General features: G+C 69.3%; 13 protein-coding genes and 1 pseudogene. All 14 read left to right on the top strand.

What is annotated here, in order from left to right; translation table 11 throughout:
• The first annotated feature begins 296 nt into the window (after nt 1–296).
• The 14 genes and pseudogenes from typA (at nt 297) to ACFXGN_RS23300 (ending at nt 15,408) form a co-directional block, all read left to right on the top strand.
• Complete coding sequence (typA, locus tag ACFXGN_RS23365) at nt 297–2,198, top strand: translational GTPase TypA (RefSeq protein ID WP_384862411.1); 1,902 nt, start codon at nt 297–299, stop codon at nt 2,196–2,198.
• 497 nt (nt 2,199–2,695) lie between these two features.
• Nucleotides 2,696–4,336 (top strand): ABC transporter substrate-binding protein, encoded by a 1,641-nt coding sequence (locus ACFXGN_RS23360; RefSeq protein ID WP_384862408.1) that lies wholly within the window; start codon nt 2,696–2,698, stop codon nt 4,334–4,336.
• A gap of 170 nt (nt 4,337–4,506) precedes the next feature.
• Nucleotides 4,507–5,439: an ABC transporter permease gene (locus tag ACFXGN_RS23355; RefSeq protein WP_384862719.1), complete on the top strand. Its 933-nt coding sequence runs from the start codon at nt 4,507–4,509 to the stop codon at nt 5,437–5,439.
• The gene (locus ACFXGN_RS23350; protein ID WP_384862405.1) at nt 5,432–6,376 is read left to right on the top strand and encodes an ABC transporter permease; all 945 of its coding nucleotides are present in this window, start codon (nt 5,432–5,434) and stop codon (nt 6,374–6,376) included. The genes ACFXGN_RS23355 and ACFXGN_RS23350 overlap by 8 nt, the downstream gene beginning before the upstream one ends.
• A gap of 14 nt (nt 6,377–6,390) precedes the next feature.
• A complete protein-coding gene (locus ACFXGN_RS23345; RefSeq protein ID WP_384862402.1) occupies nt 6,391–7,449 on the top strand; it encodes an ABC transporter ATP-binding protein in 1,059 nt (352 codons plus the stop codon).
• Nucleotides 7,442–8,530, top strand: coding sequence for an ABC transporter ATP-binding protein (locus tag ACFXGN_RS23340; RefSeq protein WP_384862399.1), 1,089 nt, complete (start codon nt 7,442–7,444; stop codon nt 8,528–8,530). Before ACFXGN_RS23345 ends, ACFXGN_RS23340 begins: the two co-directional genes overlap by 8 nt.
• 442 nt (nt 8,531–8,972) lie before the next feature.
• On the top strand, nt 8,973–9,410 hold the full coding sequence (locus ACFXGN_RS23335) for a DUF2690 domain-containing protein (RefSeq protein WP_384862397.1): 438 nt from the start codon (nt 8,973–8,975) through the stop codon (nt 9,408–9,410).
• Nucleotides 9,411–9,440: 30 nt separating this feature from the next.
• The gene (locus ACFXGN_RS23330) at nt 9,441–9,860 is read left to right on the top strand and encodes a DUF2690 domain-containing protein (protein ID WP_384862395.1); all 420 of its coding nucleotides are present in this window, start codon (nt 9,441–9,443) and stop codon (nt 9,858–9,860) included.
• 2 nt (nt 9,861–9,862) lie between these two features.
• Nucleotides 9,863–10,285: a DUF2690 domain-containing protein gene (locus tag ACFXGN_RS23325; protein WP_384862392.1), complete on the top strand. Its 423-nt coding sequence runs from the start codon at nt 9,863–9,865 to the stop codon at nt 10,283–10,285.
• Between the two features lie 15 nt (nt 10,286–10,300).
• Nucleotides 10,301–11,374 carry an N-acetylmuramoyl-L-alanine amidase gene (locus tag ACFXGN_RS23320; protein WP_384862389.1) on the top strand — a complete coding sequence of 358 codons (1,074 nt, stop codon included), beginning with the start codon at nt 10,301–10,303 and terminating at the stop codon, nt 11,372–11,374.
• A gap of 155 nt (nt 11,375–11,529) precedes the next feature.
• Nucleotides 11,530–12,534 (top strand): penicillin-insensitive murein endopeptidase, encoded by a 1,005-nt coding sequence (locus ACFXGN_RS23315; RefSeq protein WP_384862386.1) that lies wholly within the window; start codon nt 11,530–11,532, stop codon nt 12,532–12,534.
• Nucleotides 12,535–12,557: 23 nt separating this feature from the next.
• Nucleotides 12,558–12,845: pseudogene (locus ACFXGN_RS23310) on the top strand (peptidoglycan-binding protein); the annotation flags it as partial.
• Nucleotides 12,846–12,893: 48 nt separating this feature from the next.
• Nucleotides 12,894–13,481 carry a peptidoglycan-binding protein gene (locus ACFXGN_RS23305; protein WP_384862717.1) on the top strand — a complete coding sequence of 196 codons (588 nt, stop codon included), beginning with the start codon at nt 12,894–12,896 and terminating at the stop codon, nt 13,479–13,481.
• A gap of 298 nt (nt 13,482–13,779) precedes the next feature.
• Nucleotides 13,780–15,408 carry an ABC transporter substrate-binding protein gene (locus ACFXGN_RS23300; protein ID WP_384862383.1) on the top strand — a complete coding sequence of 543 codons (1,629 nt, stop codon included), beginning with the start codon at nt 13,780–13,782 and terminating at the stop codon, nt 15,406–15,408.
• The last annotated feature ends 154 nt before the right edge of the window (nt 15,409–15,562 follow it).

Genomic DNA, 15,562 nt, shown 5'->3' with positions numbered 1-15,562 from the left:
AATCGCAGGTCAGAACCTCAGAAGCAGCTCAAGTTCCTTGCCCGCCGGTGATCCCGGCGGGCAGGATCGCGTCGGCCCCTTGACCCGGCCGCACGACCTCCCCCACACCCCCGGGCACCCCCGGCACCCTCTCCGCGATGCCTCTTCGATCTCTCCGTGGTCCCTCCGCGATCTCTACCGGGGAAGCCCCTTGCGCGGCAGCCCCGTACCATAGGACATAGCCGTGGCGCGTCCGCCCGGCGGGCGTACGAGGAACTGACGCCGCATCCCACGATCCGAGAGAAGCGCAAGCACCCATGCCCACGCGCCACGACATCCGTAACGTCGCCATCGTCGCCCACGTCGACCACGGCAAGACGACCATCGTCGACGCCATGCTCAAGCAGGCCGGTGCCTTCGCCGCCCACCAGCACCTCGACGACCGCATGATGGACTCGAACGACCTGGAGCGTGAGAAGGGCATCACGATCCTCGCCAAGAACACGGCGGTGAAGTATCACCCCAAGGACGGCGGGGCCCCGATCACGATCAACATCATCGACACCCCCGGCCACGCCGACTTCGGCGGCGAGGTCGAGCGCGGTCTGTCGATGGTGGACGCGGTCGTCCTCCTCGTGGACGCCTCCGAGGGCCCGCTCCCGCAGACCCGCTTCGTGCTGCGCAAGGCCCTCCAGCAGCGCCTGCCCGTCATCCTCTGCATCAACAAGACGGACCGCCCGGACTCCCGGATCGACGAGGTCGTCAACGAGACCTACGACCTCTTCCTCGACCTGGACGCGGACGAGGACCAGATCGAGTTCCCGATCGTCTACGCCTGCGGCCGTGACGGCGTCGCCTCGCTGACCAAGCCGGCGGACGGCACCGTCCCCGCCGACAGCGAGAACCTGGAGCCGTTCTTCTCCACCATCCTGGAGCACGTCCCGGCCCCCTCGTACGACGAGGAGGCACCCCTCCAGGCCCACGTCACCAACCTGGACGCCGACAACTTCCTCGGCCGCATCGCGCTGCTCCGCGTCGAGCAGGGCGAGCTGCGCAAGGGCCAGACGGTCGCGTGGATCAAGCGGGACGGCACGATCTCCAACGTCCGCATCACCGAGCTGATGATGACCGAGGCGCTCACCCGCAAGCCCGCCGAGGTCGCCGGTCCCGGTGACATCTGCGCCGTCGCCGGCATCCCCGACATCATGATCGGCGAGACCCTGGCCGACCCGGAGAACCCGATCGCGCTGCCGCTGATCACGGTCGACCAGCCGGCCATCTCCATGACCATCGGCACCAACACCTCGCCGCTCGTCGGCCGCGGTGGCACGGGCAAGGGCGCGGAGGCCAAGTCCGCGGTCAAGCAGCGCAAGGTCACCGCCCGCCAGGTCAAGGACCGCCTCGACCGCGAGCTGATCGGCAACGTCTCGCTCCGCGTGCTCGACACCGAGCGCCCGGACGCCTGGGAGGTCCAGGGCCGTGGTGAGCTGGCGCTCGCCATCCTGGTCGAGCAGATGCGCCGCGAGGGCTTCGAGCTGACCATCGGCAAGCCGCAGGTCGTCACCAAGGAGGTCGACGGCAAGACGCACGAGCCCGTCGAGCGCCTCACGGTGGACGTCCCCGAGGAGCACATGGGCGCGGTCACGCAGCTCATGGGCGTCCGCAAGGGCCGTATGGACAACATGTCGAACCACGGCTCCGGCTGGGTCCGCATGGAGTTCGTCGTCCCGTCCCGGGGCCTCATCGGCTTCCGTACGGAGTTCCTCACCAACACCCGCGGCACGGGCATCGCCCACTCCATCCACGAGGGTCACGAGCCGTGGTTCGGCACCCTGACCACCCGTAACAACGGCTCCCTGGTCGCCGACCGCGCCGGTGCCGTCACCGCCTTCGCGATGACGAACCTCCAGGAGCGCGGCGTCCTGTTCACCGACCCCGGCACCGAGGTGTACGAGGGCATGATCGTCGGCGAGAACTCGCGCTCCGACGACATGGACGTGAACATCACCAAGGAGAAGAAGCTCACCAACATGCGCTCCGCCTCCGCCGACTCCTTCGAGGCGATCGTCCCGCCGCGCAAGCTCTCCCTGGAGCAGTCCCTGGAGTTCTGCCGCGACGACGAGTGCGTCGAGGTCACCCCGGAGGCCGTGCGCATCCGCAAGGTGATCCTGGACCAGAACGCGCGCGGTCGCAGCGCCTCCCGCGCCAAGAACAACTGACCGAGCGAGATCGCCCGAGCGCGCCCGCATACGGCCGATGACGGCGGGGTAGATCACGGACCTGTGATCCACTCCGCTCTCGGCTGACATCGCGTCAGCGACAGAGCCCGGACCCCCACGGACACGGTGGGGGTCCGGGCTTTTCGTCAACTCCGGTCAACTCGATTTCGGAGGCCGGGTGTCCGCATATCGGCCATCGCTCTCCGGTACGTGTGTTAACGGTCCGTTTCGGGGGTGTCTGTCTGTGCTCACTTTGTCCGGATTTCGGTATCCGGACACATGGTGATGTTGTCAAAACGAGACCACTTAAGTGTGGTTTACAGCCCGGACGTACTTAATAGTTGGCTCCATTGAGCTCGGGTCAATGGGTCACGCACTGTGGGGAGTGCCGACTCACGAGCACACTCGGGGTACGTGAGTCCAAAGCCGTCAGGGGTGTCGGCTGAACTCGGAGTGCCCCTCTTGTAGTGACAAAGTGGACTCATGAGGAGGAACCCATGCGCGGTGCCAAGAGCGCCAAGTGGGTAACGGGCGCGATCATCGTTGCCCTTGCTGCGACCGCCTGTGGCGGGGGTAAGAGCGACGGCGGCAGTGACGCCAAGGGCGCTGTTGACCCGAACGGAATCTTCTCCATCGAGCTGGGCGAGCCTGAGAAGCCCCTGCTCACCGGTGACACGATGGAGTCCAACGGCTCCGCCGTGATGGCCGGCCTGTTCTCGACCCTGGTCGACTACAAGGCCGACGGCTCCCTGGAGATGATCAACGCCGAGTCGGTCACCACGACGGACTCGAAGACGTGGACGGTCAAGCTCAAGCCGGGCTGGACCTTCCACGACGGCACCCCGGTGACCTCCAAGTCCTACGTGGACGCGTGGAACTGGAACGCCAACGTCAAGAACGCCCAGGGTCTGTCCTCCTGGTTCGCGGAGATCAAGGGCTTCGAGAAGGTCCACCCCGAGGGTGAGGGCGCCAAGCCCACCTCGGACAAGCTCGACGGTCTGACCGTCGTCGACGAGAACACCTTCAAGATCGAGCTCTCGAAGGCCGTTCCGTACTTCGGTCACAAGCTGGCCTACATCGTCTTCGCCCCGCTCCCGGAGTCCTTCTACAAGGACCCGGTCGCCGGTGGCCAGAAGCCGGTCGGCAACGGTCCCTACAAGTTCAAGAGCTGGGACCACAAGAAGAAGATCGAGATCACTCGATTCGACGGTTACAAGGGCCCGAACAAGGCGAAGAACGGCGGTGTGGTCTTCAAGAACTACACCACCCTCGAGGCCGCGTACGAGGACCTGAAGTCGGGCAACGTCGACGTCCTGCGTCAGATCGCGCCGAAGGACCTCCCGGTCTACCGCCAGGACCTCGGCGACCGCGCCGTGGACCAGCCGTACTCCGCCGTCCAGACCATCGCCGTCGCCTTCTACGCGGACCAGTGGAAGAAGCCGAAGCCGATCGACCCGCGCGTCATCCAGGGTCTGTCGATGGCGATCGACCGCGCCACCATCACCAAGACGGTCCTCCAGGGCACCCGTGAGCCCGCGACCGGCTGGGTCGCCAAGGGCGTCCTGGGCTTCCAGGAGGACGGCGGCAACGGCGTCACCAAGTTCGACCCGGCGAAGGCCAAGGAACTGATCAAGGCCGGCGGCGGCGTCCCCGGCAACAAGATCTCGATCCAGTTCAACGCCGACGGTGGACACAAGGAGTGGGTGGACGCGGTCTGCAACTCCATCCAGCAGTCCACCAGCGTCCAGTGCGTCGGCGACGGCAAGCCGGACTTCCAGGCCGACCTGACCGCTCGCAAGGGCAAGCAGGTCAAGTCGCTGTACCGCTCCGGCTGGGTGCTCGACTACCCGGTGAACGCCAACTTCATCAAGGACCTGTTCCTCACGGGTGCGGCGGGCAACCAGGGCGACTTCTCCAACAAGGAGCTGGACGCCAAGATCTCCAAGGCTGACTCCGCGGCGACGCTGGACGACTCGGTGAAGCAGTTCCAGGCCATCGAGAAGGAACTGCTCAACTACATGCCGTCCATCCCGCTCTGGTACTACAAGGTCAACGCGGGCTACTCCGAGAAGGTTTCGGGCGTGGCGTACGGCCAGGACGGCGACCCGATCCTGACCGGCGTCGAGGTCAAGAAGTAATCACCCGAGCGTAGTCCGCACGCCGTCACGGGACTGACGGAAAGTCAGTCCCGTCTCGGTGCCTTACGCAGGTGGCTGGGGGGCCCTTCCACGACATTCGCGTACCCACAGGGGCGCGGACGTCGTGGGAGGGCCTGTCGCTGCTGCTGTCACATTTCAACGGAGGCATGATGGGGCGCTATGTCGCACGACGACTGCTCCAGATGATCCCGGTTTTCCTCGGGACCACCCTGCTGATCTTCCTCATGGTCTACAGCCTGCCCGGCGACCCCGTGGCGGGGATGTTCGGGGACAAGGGCGCTGACCCCGCGACCCTCGCGAAGATCAGACATGATCTGGGACTGGATCTGCCGCTCTGGCAGCAGTACTGGAACTACATGACCGACATCATCCTGCACTTCGACTTCGGGAACCAGATCCGCAACGGTCGCCCGATCACCGAGGTACTGGGTGCGGCGTTCCCCGTCACGCTCCAGCTCGCCGCCCTGGCGTTCGCCTTCGAGCTGATCTTCGGCCTCGGCCTCGGCGTCATCGCCGGTCTCAAGGCCGGCCGTCTCGCCGACAACGCGATCCTGATCTTCACGCTGCTGATCATCTCGATCCCGGTCTTCGTCCTCGGCTTCATCATCAAGATGGTGTTCGCCTTCGAACTGGACTGGATCGCGCCCAACGTCAGCAACGACCAGCTCTGGTCCGAGATGATCGCCCCGGCCATGGTGCTCGGCGGTCTCTCCCTCGCCTATGTGGCGCGCCTCACGCGCACCTCCATGGCCGAGAACCTGCGCGCCGACTACATGCGCACCGCCGTCGCCAAGGGCCTGCCCCGGCGCCGGATCATCGGCGTCCACCTCATGCGCAACTCGATGATCCCCGTGGTCACCTTCCTCGGCACCGACATCGGCGCCCTCATGGGCGGCGCGGTCGTCACCGAGCGGATCTTCAACATCAAGGGTGTCGGCGGTCTGATCGCCGAGTCGATCACCCGGCGCGAAGGATCCACCCTCGTGGGCCTGGTCACCATCCTGGTGATCATCTACCTCGTCACCAGCCTGCTCATCGACCTGCTGTACGCGGTCCTGGACCCGAGGATCCGTTATGCCTGACGTGACCAAGACCGCAGCCGCCGTCGAGGCCGCCGCGCTTCCCGCCGACGTCACTCCTCCGGCGAAGCAGGACAAGCCCCGCAGCCTCTGGGGCGACGCCTGGGTCGACCTGCGCCGGAACCCGTACTTCCTCGTGTCGACGGTGCTGATCTTCTTCCTGCTGCTGATCGCCGCCTTCCCCAGCCTCTTCACCAGCGCCTCGCCGACCACCGGTGACCTGGTCAAGCACTTCCTGGGCAAGCCGGAGCTCGGCAACATCGGCTCCGAGGGCTGGCTGGGCTACGACGGCCAGGGCCGCTCCGTGTACGCCCGACTGATCTACGGCACCCGTGCCTCGATCATCGTCGGCGTCTGCGTCACCGCGATCGTCACCGTTCTCGGCGGCATCATGGGAATGCTCGCCGGTTACTTCGGCGGCTGGATCGACGCGCTGCTCTCCCGCCTCACCGACATCTTCTTCGGCATCCCGTTCCTGCTCGGCGCCATGGTCGTCCTGCAGTCCTTCGTCGAGCGCACGGTCTGGGTGGTCGTCTTCGCCCTCGCGTTCCTCGGCTGGACCCAGATGTCCCGCGTCATGCGCGGTGCCGTGATCACCGTCAAGCAGGCCGACTACGTCCACGCAGCCAAGGCGCTGGGCGCGGGCACGGTCCGCATCCTGTTCCGGCACATCCTGCCGAACGCCATGGCTCCGGTGATCGTCGTCGCCACCATCGCCCTGGGCGGATACATCTCCGCCGAGGCCACCCTCTCGTACCTCGGCCTGGGCCTCGCCGCCCCGACCGTCTCGTGGGGCGTGGACATCTCCACCGGTGTCGACCAGATCCGAGTGGCCCAGCACATCCTGCTCTGGCCCTCGATCATGCTCAGCATCACCGTTCTGGCGTTCATCATGCTCGGCGAAGCCGTCCGCAACGCCCTCGACCCCAAGCTGCGCTGAGGAGGGCGTAAGAGATGACCATCATCGACAAGACCTCGGCCGTCCCCGCGCCCCGTGGCGGAGGCGACCACACCGGACCCCTGCTCGAAGTGCGCGACCTGCACGTCGAGTTCCACACCCGCGACGGTGTGGCCAAGGCGGTCAACGGCGTCAACTACTCGGTGAACGCCGGTGAGACGCTCGCCGTGCTCGGCGAGTCCGGCTCCGGCAAGTCCGTCACCGCGCAGGCCATCATGGGCATCCTCGACATGCCGCCGGGCAAGATCCCGCAGGGCGAGATCCTGTTCCGCGGCGAGGACATGCTGAAGATGCCCGAGGAGGAGCGGCGGAAGATCCGCGGCCGGAAGATCGCCATGATCTTCCAGGACGCGCTGTCCTCCCTGAACCCGGTCCTCAGCGTCGGCTACCAGCTCGGCGAGATGTTCCGCGTACACCAGGGCCTGTCCAAGAAGGACGCCAAGGTCAGGGCCATCGAGCTGATGGACAAGGTCAAGATCCCCGCCGCGAGCGCGCGGGTCTCCGACTACCCCCACCAGTTCTCCGGCGGTATGCGCCAGCGCATCATGATCGCCATGGCGCTGGCCCTGGAGCCCGACCTGATCATCGCCGACGAGCCCACCACGGCTCTCGACGTGACCGTCCAGGCCCAGGTCATGGACCTCCTCGCGGAGCTCCAGCAGGAATACAACATGGGCCTGATCCTGATCACCCACGACCTCGGCGTCGTCGCCGACGTCGCGGACAAGATCGCCGTGATGTACGCGGGCCGGATCGTCGAGCAGGCGCCGGTGCACGAGCTGTACGGCCGCCCCGCCCACCCGTACACCCGTGGCCTCCTGGACTCGATCCCGCGCCTGGACCAGAAGGGCCAGGAGCTCTACGCGATCAAGGGCCTGCCGCCCAACCTGCTCAAGGTGCCCACCGGCTGCGCCTTCAACCCGCGCTGCCCCAAGGCCGACGACATCTGCCGCACGGAGATCCCGGCCCTCGTGCCGGTCACCGAGCAGGACGGCGCGGACCTCCCGGGCCGTAAGAGCGCCTGCCACTTCTGGAAGGAGACGATCCATGGCTGACCTCAGCAAGAACGACGAGGCCGTGGCCGCCGCCCTCGACGCCCCCGTCGACCGTGGCGAGCCGATCCTCCAGGTGCGTGGCCTGAAGAAGCACTTCCCGCTGACGCAGGGCATCCTCTTCAAGAAGCAGGTCGGCGCGGTCAAGGCCGTGGACGGGGTCTCCTTCGACCTCTACCAGGGCGAGACCCTCGGCATCGTGGGCGAGTCCGGCTGTGGCAAGTCCACGGTCGCCAAGCTCCTGATGAACCTGGAGCAGGCCACCGCGGGCGAGGTCTTCTACAAGGGCCAGGACATCACCAAGCTGTCCGGCCGCGCGCTGAAGGCCGTGCGCCGCAACATCCAGATGGTGTTCCAGGACCCGTACACCTCGCTCAACCCGCGCATGACGGTCGGCGACATCATCGGCGAGCCCTTCGACATCCACCCCGAGGTGGCCCCGAAGGGCGACCGGCGCCGCAAGGTGCAGGAGCTGCTCGACGTCGTCGGTCTGAACCCGGAGTACATCCACCGGTACCCGCACCAGTTCTCCGGCGGTCAGCGCCAGCGCATCGGCATCGCCCGGGGCCTCGCGCTCAACCCGGAGATCATCATCTGCGACGAGCCGGTCTCGGCCCTGGACGTGTCCGTCCAGGCGCAGGTCATCAACCTGATGGGGAAGCTCCAGGACGAGTTCAACCTGTCCTACCTCTTCATCGCGCACGACCTGTCGATCGTCCGGCACATCTCCGACCGCGTCGGCGTCATGTACCTCGGCAAGATGGCCGAGATCGGTACGGACGAGCAGATCTACGAGCACCCGACGCACCCGTACACCCAGGCGCTGCTCTCCGCGGTGCCGGTGCCGGACCCGAAGGCCCGCGCGCACCGCGAGCGGATCATCCTCACCGGTGACGTGCCCTCGCCGGCGAACCCGCCGTCGGGCTGCAGCTTCCGCACCCGCTGCTGGAAGGCGCAGGACCGCTGCTCGCAGGAGACCCCGGTGCTCGCGATCCCGGAGCGCTTCCAGGGCCAGGACACCCCGGCGGCGCACTTCTCGGCGTGCCACTTCGCCGAGGAGAAGCAGGTCGTTCCGGTGCACTGACGCACCGAAGCCCCCAGAGGCCCCCGGCCACCCGTTCACGGGTGACCGGGGGCCTCCGGCGTTCTCCGGCACAGGCACAGGCACAGGCACAGGCACAGGCACAGGCGCAGGCGCAGGGGCCGGGAGGCGCCGGGAGGCACAGGGGAGGGGCCGGAGGAGGGGTGGCACAGGGGCAGGGGCCGGGGGCCGTCCCACGGAACGCCCCGCCGGGAGCCCCTTCCCGTCCCGCGTCCCCCCGCCCCGTCCCGCGCGCCCGACGGGATGTCCCCCTCGCCGGGCCCCCGCTCGGCCCCCGCCTGGCCGGTCGTGCCCGGCGCCGTACCGGCTCCCTCCCGCGGGACGACCGGACCCGTCGGGACACCCCCGGGACTGGCAGCGTGTGCCGCGGCGCAGCACGTCGAGCTGCGACCGCCACCCACCACGCCAGCACCAAGGGGCCGCCGTGAACACGCTCACCCGCAAACTCGCCACCGCCGGCTCGACCCTGGCGCTCGCCGCGTCCGGCCTGCTGTTCGCCTCCTCGCCCGCGTCGGCGGCGACGTCCTGCTACGCGGCGAGCTGCCAGGGCCTGGACCCGTCCACGACGATCTGCCAGAACGACGCGACCACCGTGCGGGACAGCTACTACCCCGGCGTGGAGCTGCGCTACAGCGCCACCTGCCGGGCCGCCTGGGCGCGTTACAGCGCCGGAGCGACCTTCGGCTTCACCGTCACGGTCGAGCGGGTGCACGCGAACGGCTCCCAGACGGCGTTCTACCCGGTCCACTACAGCGGCGACGGGGCCACCGTCTGGACGCGGATGATCAACGACGCGGGCCTCCTCGCGCGGGCCTGCGGCCGCGTCGCCAGCGACAACTGGGGCTGCACGGCCGCGTACTAGGACCGGAGAACCAAGGAAGGAATCCCTCGCGTGAACACGCTCACCCGCACACTCGCCACCGTGGCCTCGTCGTTGGCGCTCGCCGCGTCCGGCCTGCTGTTCGCCTCCTCCCCGGCGTCGGCGGCGACGTCCTGCTTCGGGGCCTCCTGCAACGGGCTCGACCCGGCCACCACGATCTGCCAGAACGACGCCCGCACGGTGCTCGTCGCGGGCTGGAACGAGGTGGAGCTGCGCTACAGCCCCACCTGCCGCGCCGCCTGGGCCCGCAAGTCGACCATCGGTGAGGCCACCGTCATCAACGTCACCAACACGGCCGGGAACTCGTACGCCGCGAACTACCCCGGTTCCGGAACCGTCTGGACCCGGATGGTCAACGACAAGGACATCCAGGCCTGGGCCTGCGGCTACTGGAACAACCTCAGCAGGTACGAGTGCACAGGAAGGTACTAGTCATGCCGCTCCTCACCCGCAGACTCGCCACCGTGGCCTCGTCGTTGGCGCTGGCCGCGTCCGGCCTGCTGTTCGCCTCCTCCCCGGCGTCGGCGGCGACGTCCTGCTCCGGGGCCTCCTGCGACGGGCTCGACCCGGCCGCCACCATCTGCCAGAACGACGCCCGGACCGTACGGACCAGCTCCTGGGGCGTGGAACTGCGCTACAGCCCCACCTGCCGCGCCGCCTGGGCCCGCAAGACGTCCGGCGGGTCCCTCGACACCTCCATCTACGTCCAGAACACCCAGGGGACCACCCACAGCACCTACTACGGCGGCTCGGGAAGCGTCTGGACCCGGATGGTCAACGACAAGGACATCCAGGCCTGGGCCTGCGAGGTGCGCGCCTACGAGACGCTCCAGACCCAGTGCACCGGCGGCTACTGAGCTGAGGACCCCGACATGACCCCGGTCTCCGAACCGAACCCGCGCCGCCGGGCCTTCCTCACCGGCGGGCTCGCGCTCGGCGCCTCGGCCGCACTGCCCCTGTGGGCGGCCGGCGGGGCGCACGCCCTGGACGGACCGGCCGTCGCGGACACCACCGTCTGGGGCGCCCGTCCGGCCGGCAGCCCCGTACGGCTGCTGCCGACCCCGCCGCAGAAGATCATCGTCCATCACACGGCCACCGCCAACGTCACCGACCACTCCCGCGACCAGGCCTTCCGGCTCGCCCGCGCCATGCAGGACTGGGCGATGGACGACCAGCGGTGGATCGACACGGGCCAGCACTTCACCGTCTCGCGCGGCGCCCACGTCCTGGAGGGCAGGCACAGCAGCCTGACCACGCTCCGGGGCGGCACGCAGCTGGTGGAGTCGGCGCACTGCACCGGACAGAACACCGTCGCCGTCGGCATCGAGAACGAGGGCACCTACACCACGGTCGACCCGCGGAGCGAGCAGTACGCGGCCCTCGTCGAGCTGTGCGCGTACATCTGCCGCCAGTACGGGCTGCGCGCCCACCAGATCTACGGGCACCGGGACTTCAACGCCACCCAGTGCCCCGGCGACCGGCTGTACGCGCTGCTCCCGCGGCTCCGGGGGGACGTCGCCGCCCGCGTCGGCGGGGACCCGACGGCCCCCGCGTGGCCGCTGCTGCGCTCCGGCGACACCGGCGACCGGGTCCGGGCCCTCCAGCACCTGCTGGTCCGGCGCGGCGCCACGATCACCGCGGACGGGAGCTTCGGCCCGGCCACCGAGCGGGCCGTACGGGACTTCCAGACGCTGACGACCGCGACCGCCGACGGCTGTGCGGGCAACCAGACCTGGCACCAGCTCGTCGGGCCCGTCCGGCAGGGCGACAGCGGCGAGGCCGTCAGGGCCGTACAGCTCCTGCTCACGGCCAAGGGCGTCCCGACCGGCCAGGACGGCGTCTTCGGGCCCGGCACCGCCGCCTCGGTGGCCGCCTTCCAGGGCACGGCCGGGCTGCCCGCCGACGGACTGGCCGACGCGCGCACCTTCAGCCGCCTCCTGACCTGACCTGACCTGACCTGACCTGGCACGGTCCACGCGCCCGGTCCCGCCCCCGGCCCGCTCCGCTCCGGCCAGCTCCGGAGCGGCCCGGAAGCCGCCCCATCCCCACTCGTCCCACCCGTCCTATCCGACCCACCCGTCAGAAGGAGAAGCCCACCGTCATGTCGCCGACCACACGGTCGCTCCGCCCCGCGCGCGGGGCGGTCCCGCTCGCGGCCCTCGCCGCCCTCGCCGCGCTGCTCGTGCTCATCGGTCTCGGCACGCCCGCGCACGCCTTCGGGGGCGCGTTCGTCCCCACCCAGAGCAAGGGCAACCGGGGCTCGGACGTCGTCGCCCTCCAGTACCTCCTCAACGGACAGGGCGCGCAGCTCACCGCCGACGGCGTCTTCGGCGCGGGCACCGACACCGCCGTCCGCTCCTTCCAGTCCTCGCACGGCCTCGGCCCGGACGGCATCGTCGGCCCCCAGACCTGGCGGGCGCTGACCACCACGGTCCGGGAGGGCGGCCAGGGCGAGGCCGTGAAGGCCGTCCAGCACCTGCTCAACGCCAAGCGCGGCGCGGGCCTCACCGTCGACGGCGCCTTCGGCGCGGGCACCGCGGCGGCCGTCCGCACCTTCCAGAGCCACGCGGGTCTGGGCGCGGACGGGGTCGTCGGCCCCGACACCTGGACCAACCTGCTCTGGCACTACGAGTACGCCGACTACAACTCCGGCACCCTCTGCAACCAGAGCCCCGACGGCAACGGCTCCGCCGACTGGGGCACCGGCGCCACCGTCGGCCAGCTGGAGGCGGGCGCCCGCGCCTTCGCCGCCCTCGGCCGGGGCAAGGTCCCGGTCGGTGACATCTCCTTCGAGCACGGCGGCTCGATCTACGGCCACGCCACCCACCAGGACGGCATGGACGTCGACTTCTGGCCCGTGCGCACCGACTCGGCGCAGTGCTCCGGCTCCCGGATCACCTGGCAGTCCGCCGCCTACGACCGGGGCGCCACCCGCGAGCTGGTCAAGGCCCTGCGCGCCGCCGCCCCCGGGCACGTGAAGCTGATCTTCTTCAACGACCCGCAGCTGATCGCGGAGGGCCTGACCGTCCAGTACCCCAACCACGACAACCACCTGCACATCCGTTACTGCGAGCCGGGCCACCCGGACACCGGCTACCAGTGCTGACACGAGAGTCCGAGGAACCGCCCATGACCCACGCGAGAAGACTGCCCGGCCTCGCGGCCTCGCTGCTCGCCGCCCTCGTCACCGCCCTGGTGGCCGCCGTCCTCCAGGCCGCCCCGGCCTTCGCCGCCGACTGGCCGCTGGTCAGGACCGGCAGCAGCGGCGCCCAGGTGACCACCGTCCAGCACCTGCTGACCTCCCGGGGGTACGCCACCTCCGCCGACGGCGCCTTCGGCGACGGCACCGCGGCCAAGGTCCGCTCCTTCCAGAGCGCCAGCGGCCTCTCGGCGGACGGCGCCGTCGGCGCCGACACCTGGTCCCGGCTGGTCGTCACCGTCCGCAAGGGCGACAACGGCTCCGGGGTGAAGGCCGCCCAGACACAGCTCAACCGGTACGGGGCGGGGCTCGCCGTCGACGGCGCGTTCGGCGACGGCACCGACGCCAAGATCCGCTCCTTCCAGTCCTCGCACGGTCTCGACGCGGACGGCATCGTCGGCCCGGACACCTGGCGCGCTCTGGTCACCGGTTCCTCCGGCGGCGGCGGTGGCGACAGCGGTCTGCTGACCCACACGCAGGCGACGGCCAAGTTCTCCGCCGCGGGCGTCACCTGGGCCTCCTCGGGCAACTGCTCCAACCGCAACAGCACGAGCTGCACCTCCTTCGACGGGCTGCGCCAGGCGTCCGCCGACGGCGCGGTCACGCTGCGCGGGGCGAGCGGCTGCGCGCTGACCATCACCGGCGGTACGGAGACGGGCCACGCCGGGGGCACGTACAGCCACTGGAACGGCTACAAGCTGGACTTCGCGATCACCGGCTGCCTCAGCAACTACGTCACCGGCACCTTCGCCTACTCCGGCACCCGGGGTGACGGCGCCGCCCTCTACACCGCTCCTTCGGGCAACGTCTACGCCAACGAGGGCAACCACTGGGACGTGACCTTCCTGAACTGACCCGCCGCCCGGAACCGCCCCCCGGCGCCCCGGCGCCCCCGGTGGTCCCGAGCGGGCCCGTCCACGATCCCCCCGCCGCGCCGACGCCCCCCGTCGGCGCGGCGGGGGGATCGCGCGCGTACGGGGGAGGGGGCGCGGGTTCCGGGGGTCCCGTCGCTCCGGGCGCACGCCCCCGGGTCCGCCCCGGGTCCGTCCCCCGGCGGGCAATCCCCCGGACAGGTGAGGCCGAGATGCGACTCCGTCCGGCTTGGGGTGATATGGGGGCCTAAGTCTCGGCAACACCAACGGGAGGCACTCCATGCGCGGAGCCACGCACGCCAAGTGGGCCGCACTGGCCACAGCCGTCGCCCTCGCGGCGACCGCCTGCGGCGGCGGCGACAGCGGCGGTGGTGGCGGAGGGGCCGACGGCATCGTGAGTTCCTCGTGGGGCGACCCGCAGAACCCGCTGGAACCCGCCAACACCAACGAGGTGCAGGGCGGCAAGGTCCTGTCCATGATCTTCCGCGGGCTCAAGCAGTACGACCCGAAGACCGGCGAGGCCAAGGACATGCTCGCCGAGAAGATCGAGACCACCGACTCGACCAACTTCGCCATCACCGTCAAGGACGGCTGGACCTTCTCCGACGGGGAGAAGGTCACCGCGAAGTCCTTCGTCGACGCCTGGAACTACGGCGCCAACCTGAAGAACAACCAGAAGAACGCCTACTTCTTCGGGCAGATCGAGGGCTACGACAAGGTCCACCCCGACAAGGGCGAACCGACCGCGGAGACCATGTCCGGACTCAAGGTCACCGGCGACCGCACCTTCACCGTCAAGCTCACCCAGAAGTTCTCCACCTGGCCCGTCACCCTGGGCTATGCGGCCTTCGCCCCGCTCCCCAAGACGTTCTACGACGACCACGCGGCCTGGCTCTCCAAGCCCGTCGGCAACGGCCCGTACACCGTCGACTCGTACTCCAAGGGCTCCCAGATGGCCCTCAAGCGCTGGGACGCGTACCCCGGCCCCGACAAGGCGAAGAACGGCGGCGTGACCCTCAAGGTCTACACCGACAACAACACCGCCTACACCGACCTGACGGCCGGGAACCTCGACCTCGTCGACGACATCCCCGCCTCCCAGCTCAAGAACGTCAAGGCCGACCTCGGCGACCGGTACATCAACGTCCCCGCCGGCATCATCCAGACCCTCTCCTTCCCGTTCTACGACCCGGCCTGGAACAAGCCGGGCCAGGAGAAGCTCCGGCAGGGCCTCTCCCGGGCGATCGACCGGAAGCAGATCACCGAGACGATCTTCCAGAAGACCCGGACCCCGGCCGTCGACTGGACCTCCCCGGTCCTCGGCGCGGAAGGCGGCTTCAAGGACGTCTGCGGCGACTACTGCACGTACGACGCGGCCGAGGCGAAGAAGCTCGTCGCGGAGGGCGGCGGCATCCCCGGCGGCACGATGACCATCTCGTACAACGCCGACACCGGCTCCCACAAGGAGTGGGTCGACGCCGTCTGCAACTCCATCAACCGCGCCCTCGGCAACGACCGCGCCTGCGTCGGCAACCCCGTCGGCACCTTCGCCGACTACCGCAACCAGGTCACCTCGCAGAAGCTCAAGGGCCCCTTCCGGGCGGGCTGGCAGATGGACTACCCGCTCATCCAGAACTTCCTCCAGCCGCTGTACTACACCAACGCCTCGTCCAACGACGGCAAGTGGAGCAACCCCGAGTTCGACAAGCTCGTCAACCAGGCCAACGCGGAGCCCGACACTGCGAAGGCCGTCGGGCTCTTCCAGCAGGCCGAAGGCGTCCTCCGCGACAACATGGGCGCCCTCCCGCTCTGGTACCAGAACGGCAGCGCGGGCTACTCGGACCGGATCGGCGACGTGTCCCTGAACCCCTTCAGCGTCCCGGTCTACGACCAGATCAAGGTCAAGTGAGGCCTAGGGCCTGTCGTCAAAGTGGCGTCTGCCTCGCGACGACGCCACTTTGACGACAGGCCCTAGCAGGCCGGAGGCGCACGGCCCGGCCCGCGGACCTCCGCGCCGCCGGGCCGTACGGCTTCCCCGCACCCCCACCCGGAGCCAACCCCCG

Origin of the sequence: Streptomyces sp. NPDC059247, assembly GCF_042754005.1 — a bacterium.
Classification (GTDB): Bacteria; Actinomycetota; Actinomycetes; order Streptomycetales; family Streptomycetaceae; genus Streptomyces.
The sequence above is the reverse complement of the archived record's forward strand: the minus strand, read 5'-3'. Positions and strand labels throughout refer to the sequence as shown.

What these genes read in the sequence shown, in the direction of transcription:
- ACFXGN_RS23320 (WP_384862389.1), top strand. Translation starts at nt 10,301, where the DNA reads ATGACCCCGGTCTCCGAACCGAACCCGCGCCGCCGGGCCTTCCTCACC.
- ACFXGN_RS23315 (WP_384862386.1), top strand. Translation starts at nt 11,530, where the DNA reads ATGTCGCCGACCACACGGTCGCTCCGCCCCGCGCGCGGGGCGGTCCCG.
- ACFXGN_RS23355 (WP_384862719.1), top strand. Translation starts at nt 4,507, where the DNA reads ATGGGGCGCTATGTCGCACGACGACTGCTCCAGATGATCCCGGTTTTC.
- typA (WP_384862411.1), top strand. Translation starts at nt 297, where the DNA reads ATGCCCACGCGCCACGACATCCGTAACGTCGCCATCGTCGCCCACGTC.
- ACFXGN_RS23350 (WP_384862405.1), top strand. Translation starts at nt 5,432, where the DNA reads ATGCCTGACGTGACCAAGACCGCAGCCGCCGTCGAGGCCGCCGCGCTT.
- ACFXGN_RS23300 (WP_384862383.1), top strand. Translation starts at nt 13,780, where the DNA reads ATGCGCGGAGCCACGCACGCCAAGTGGGCCGCACTGGCCACAGCCGTC.
- ACFXGN_RS23340 (WP_384862399.1), top strand. Translation starts at nt 7,442, where the DNA reads ATGGCTGACCTCAGCAAGAACGACGAGGCCGTGGCCGCCGCCCTCGAC.
- ACFXGN_RS23325 (WP_384862392.1), top strand. Translation starts at nt 9,863, where the DNA reads ATGCCGCTCCTCACCCGCAGACTCGCCACCGTGGCCTCGTCGTTGGCG.
- ACFXGN_RS23360 (WP_384862408.1), top strand. Translation starts at nt 2,696, where the DNA reads ATGCGCGGTGCCAAGAGCGCCAAGTGGGTAACGGGCGCGATCATCGTT.
- ACFXGN_RS23345 (WP_384862402.1), top strand. Translation starts at nt 6,391, where the DNA reads ATGACCATCATCGACAAGACCTCGGCCGTCCCCGCGCCCCGTGGCGGA.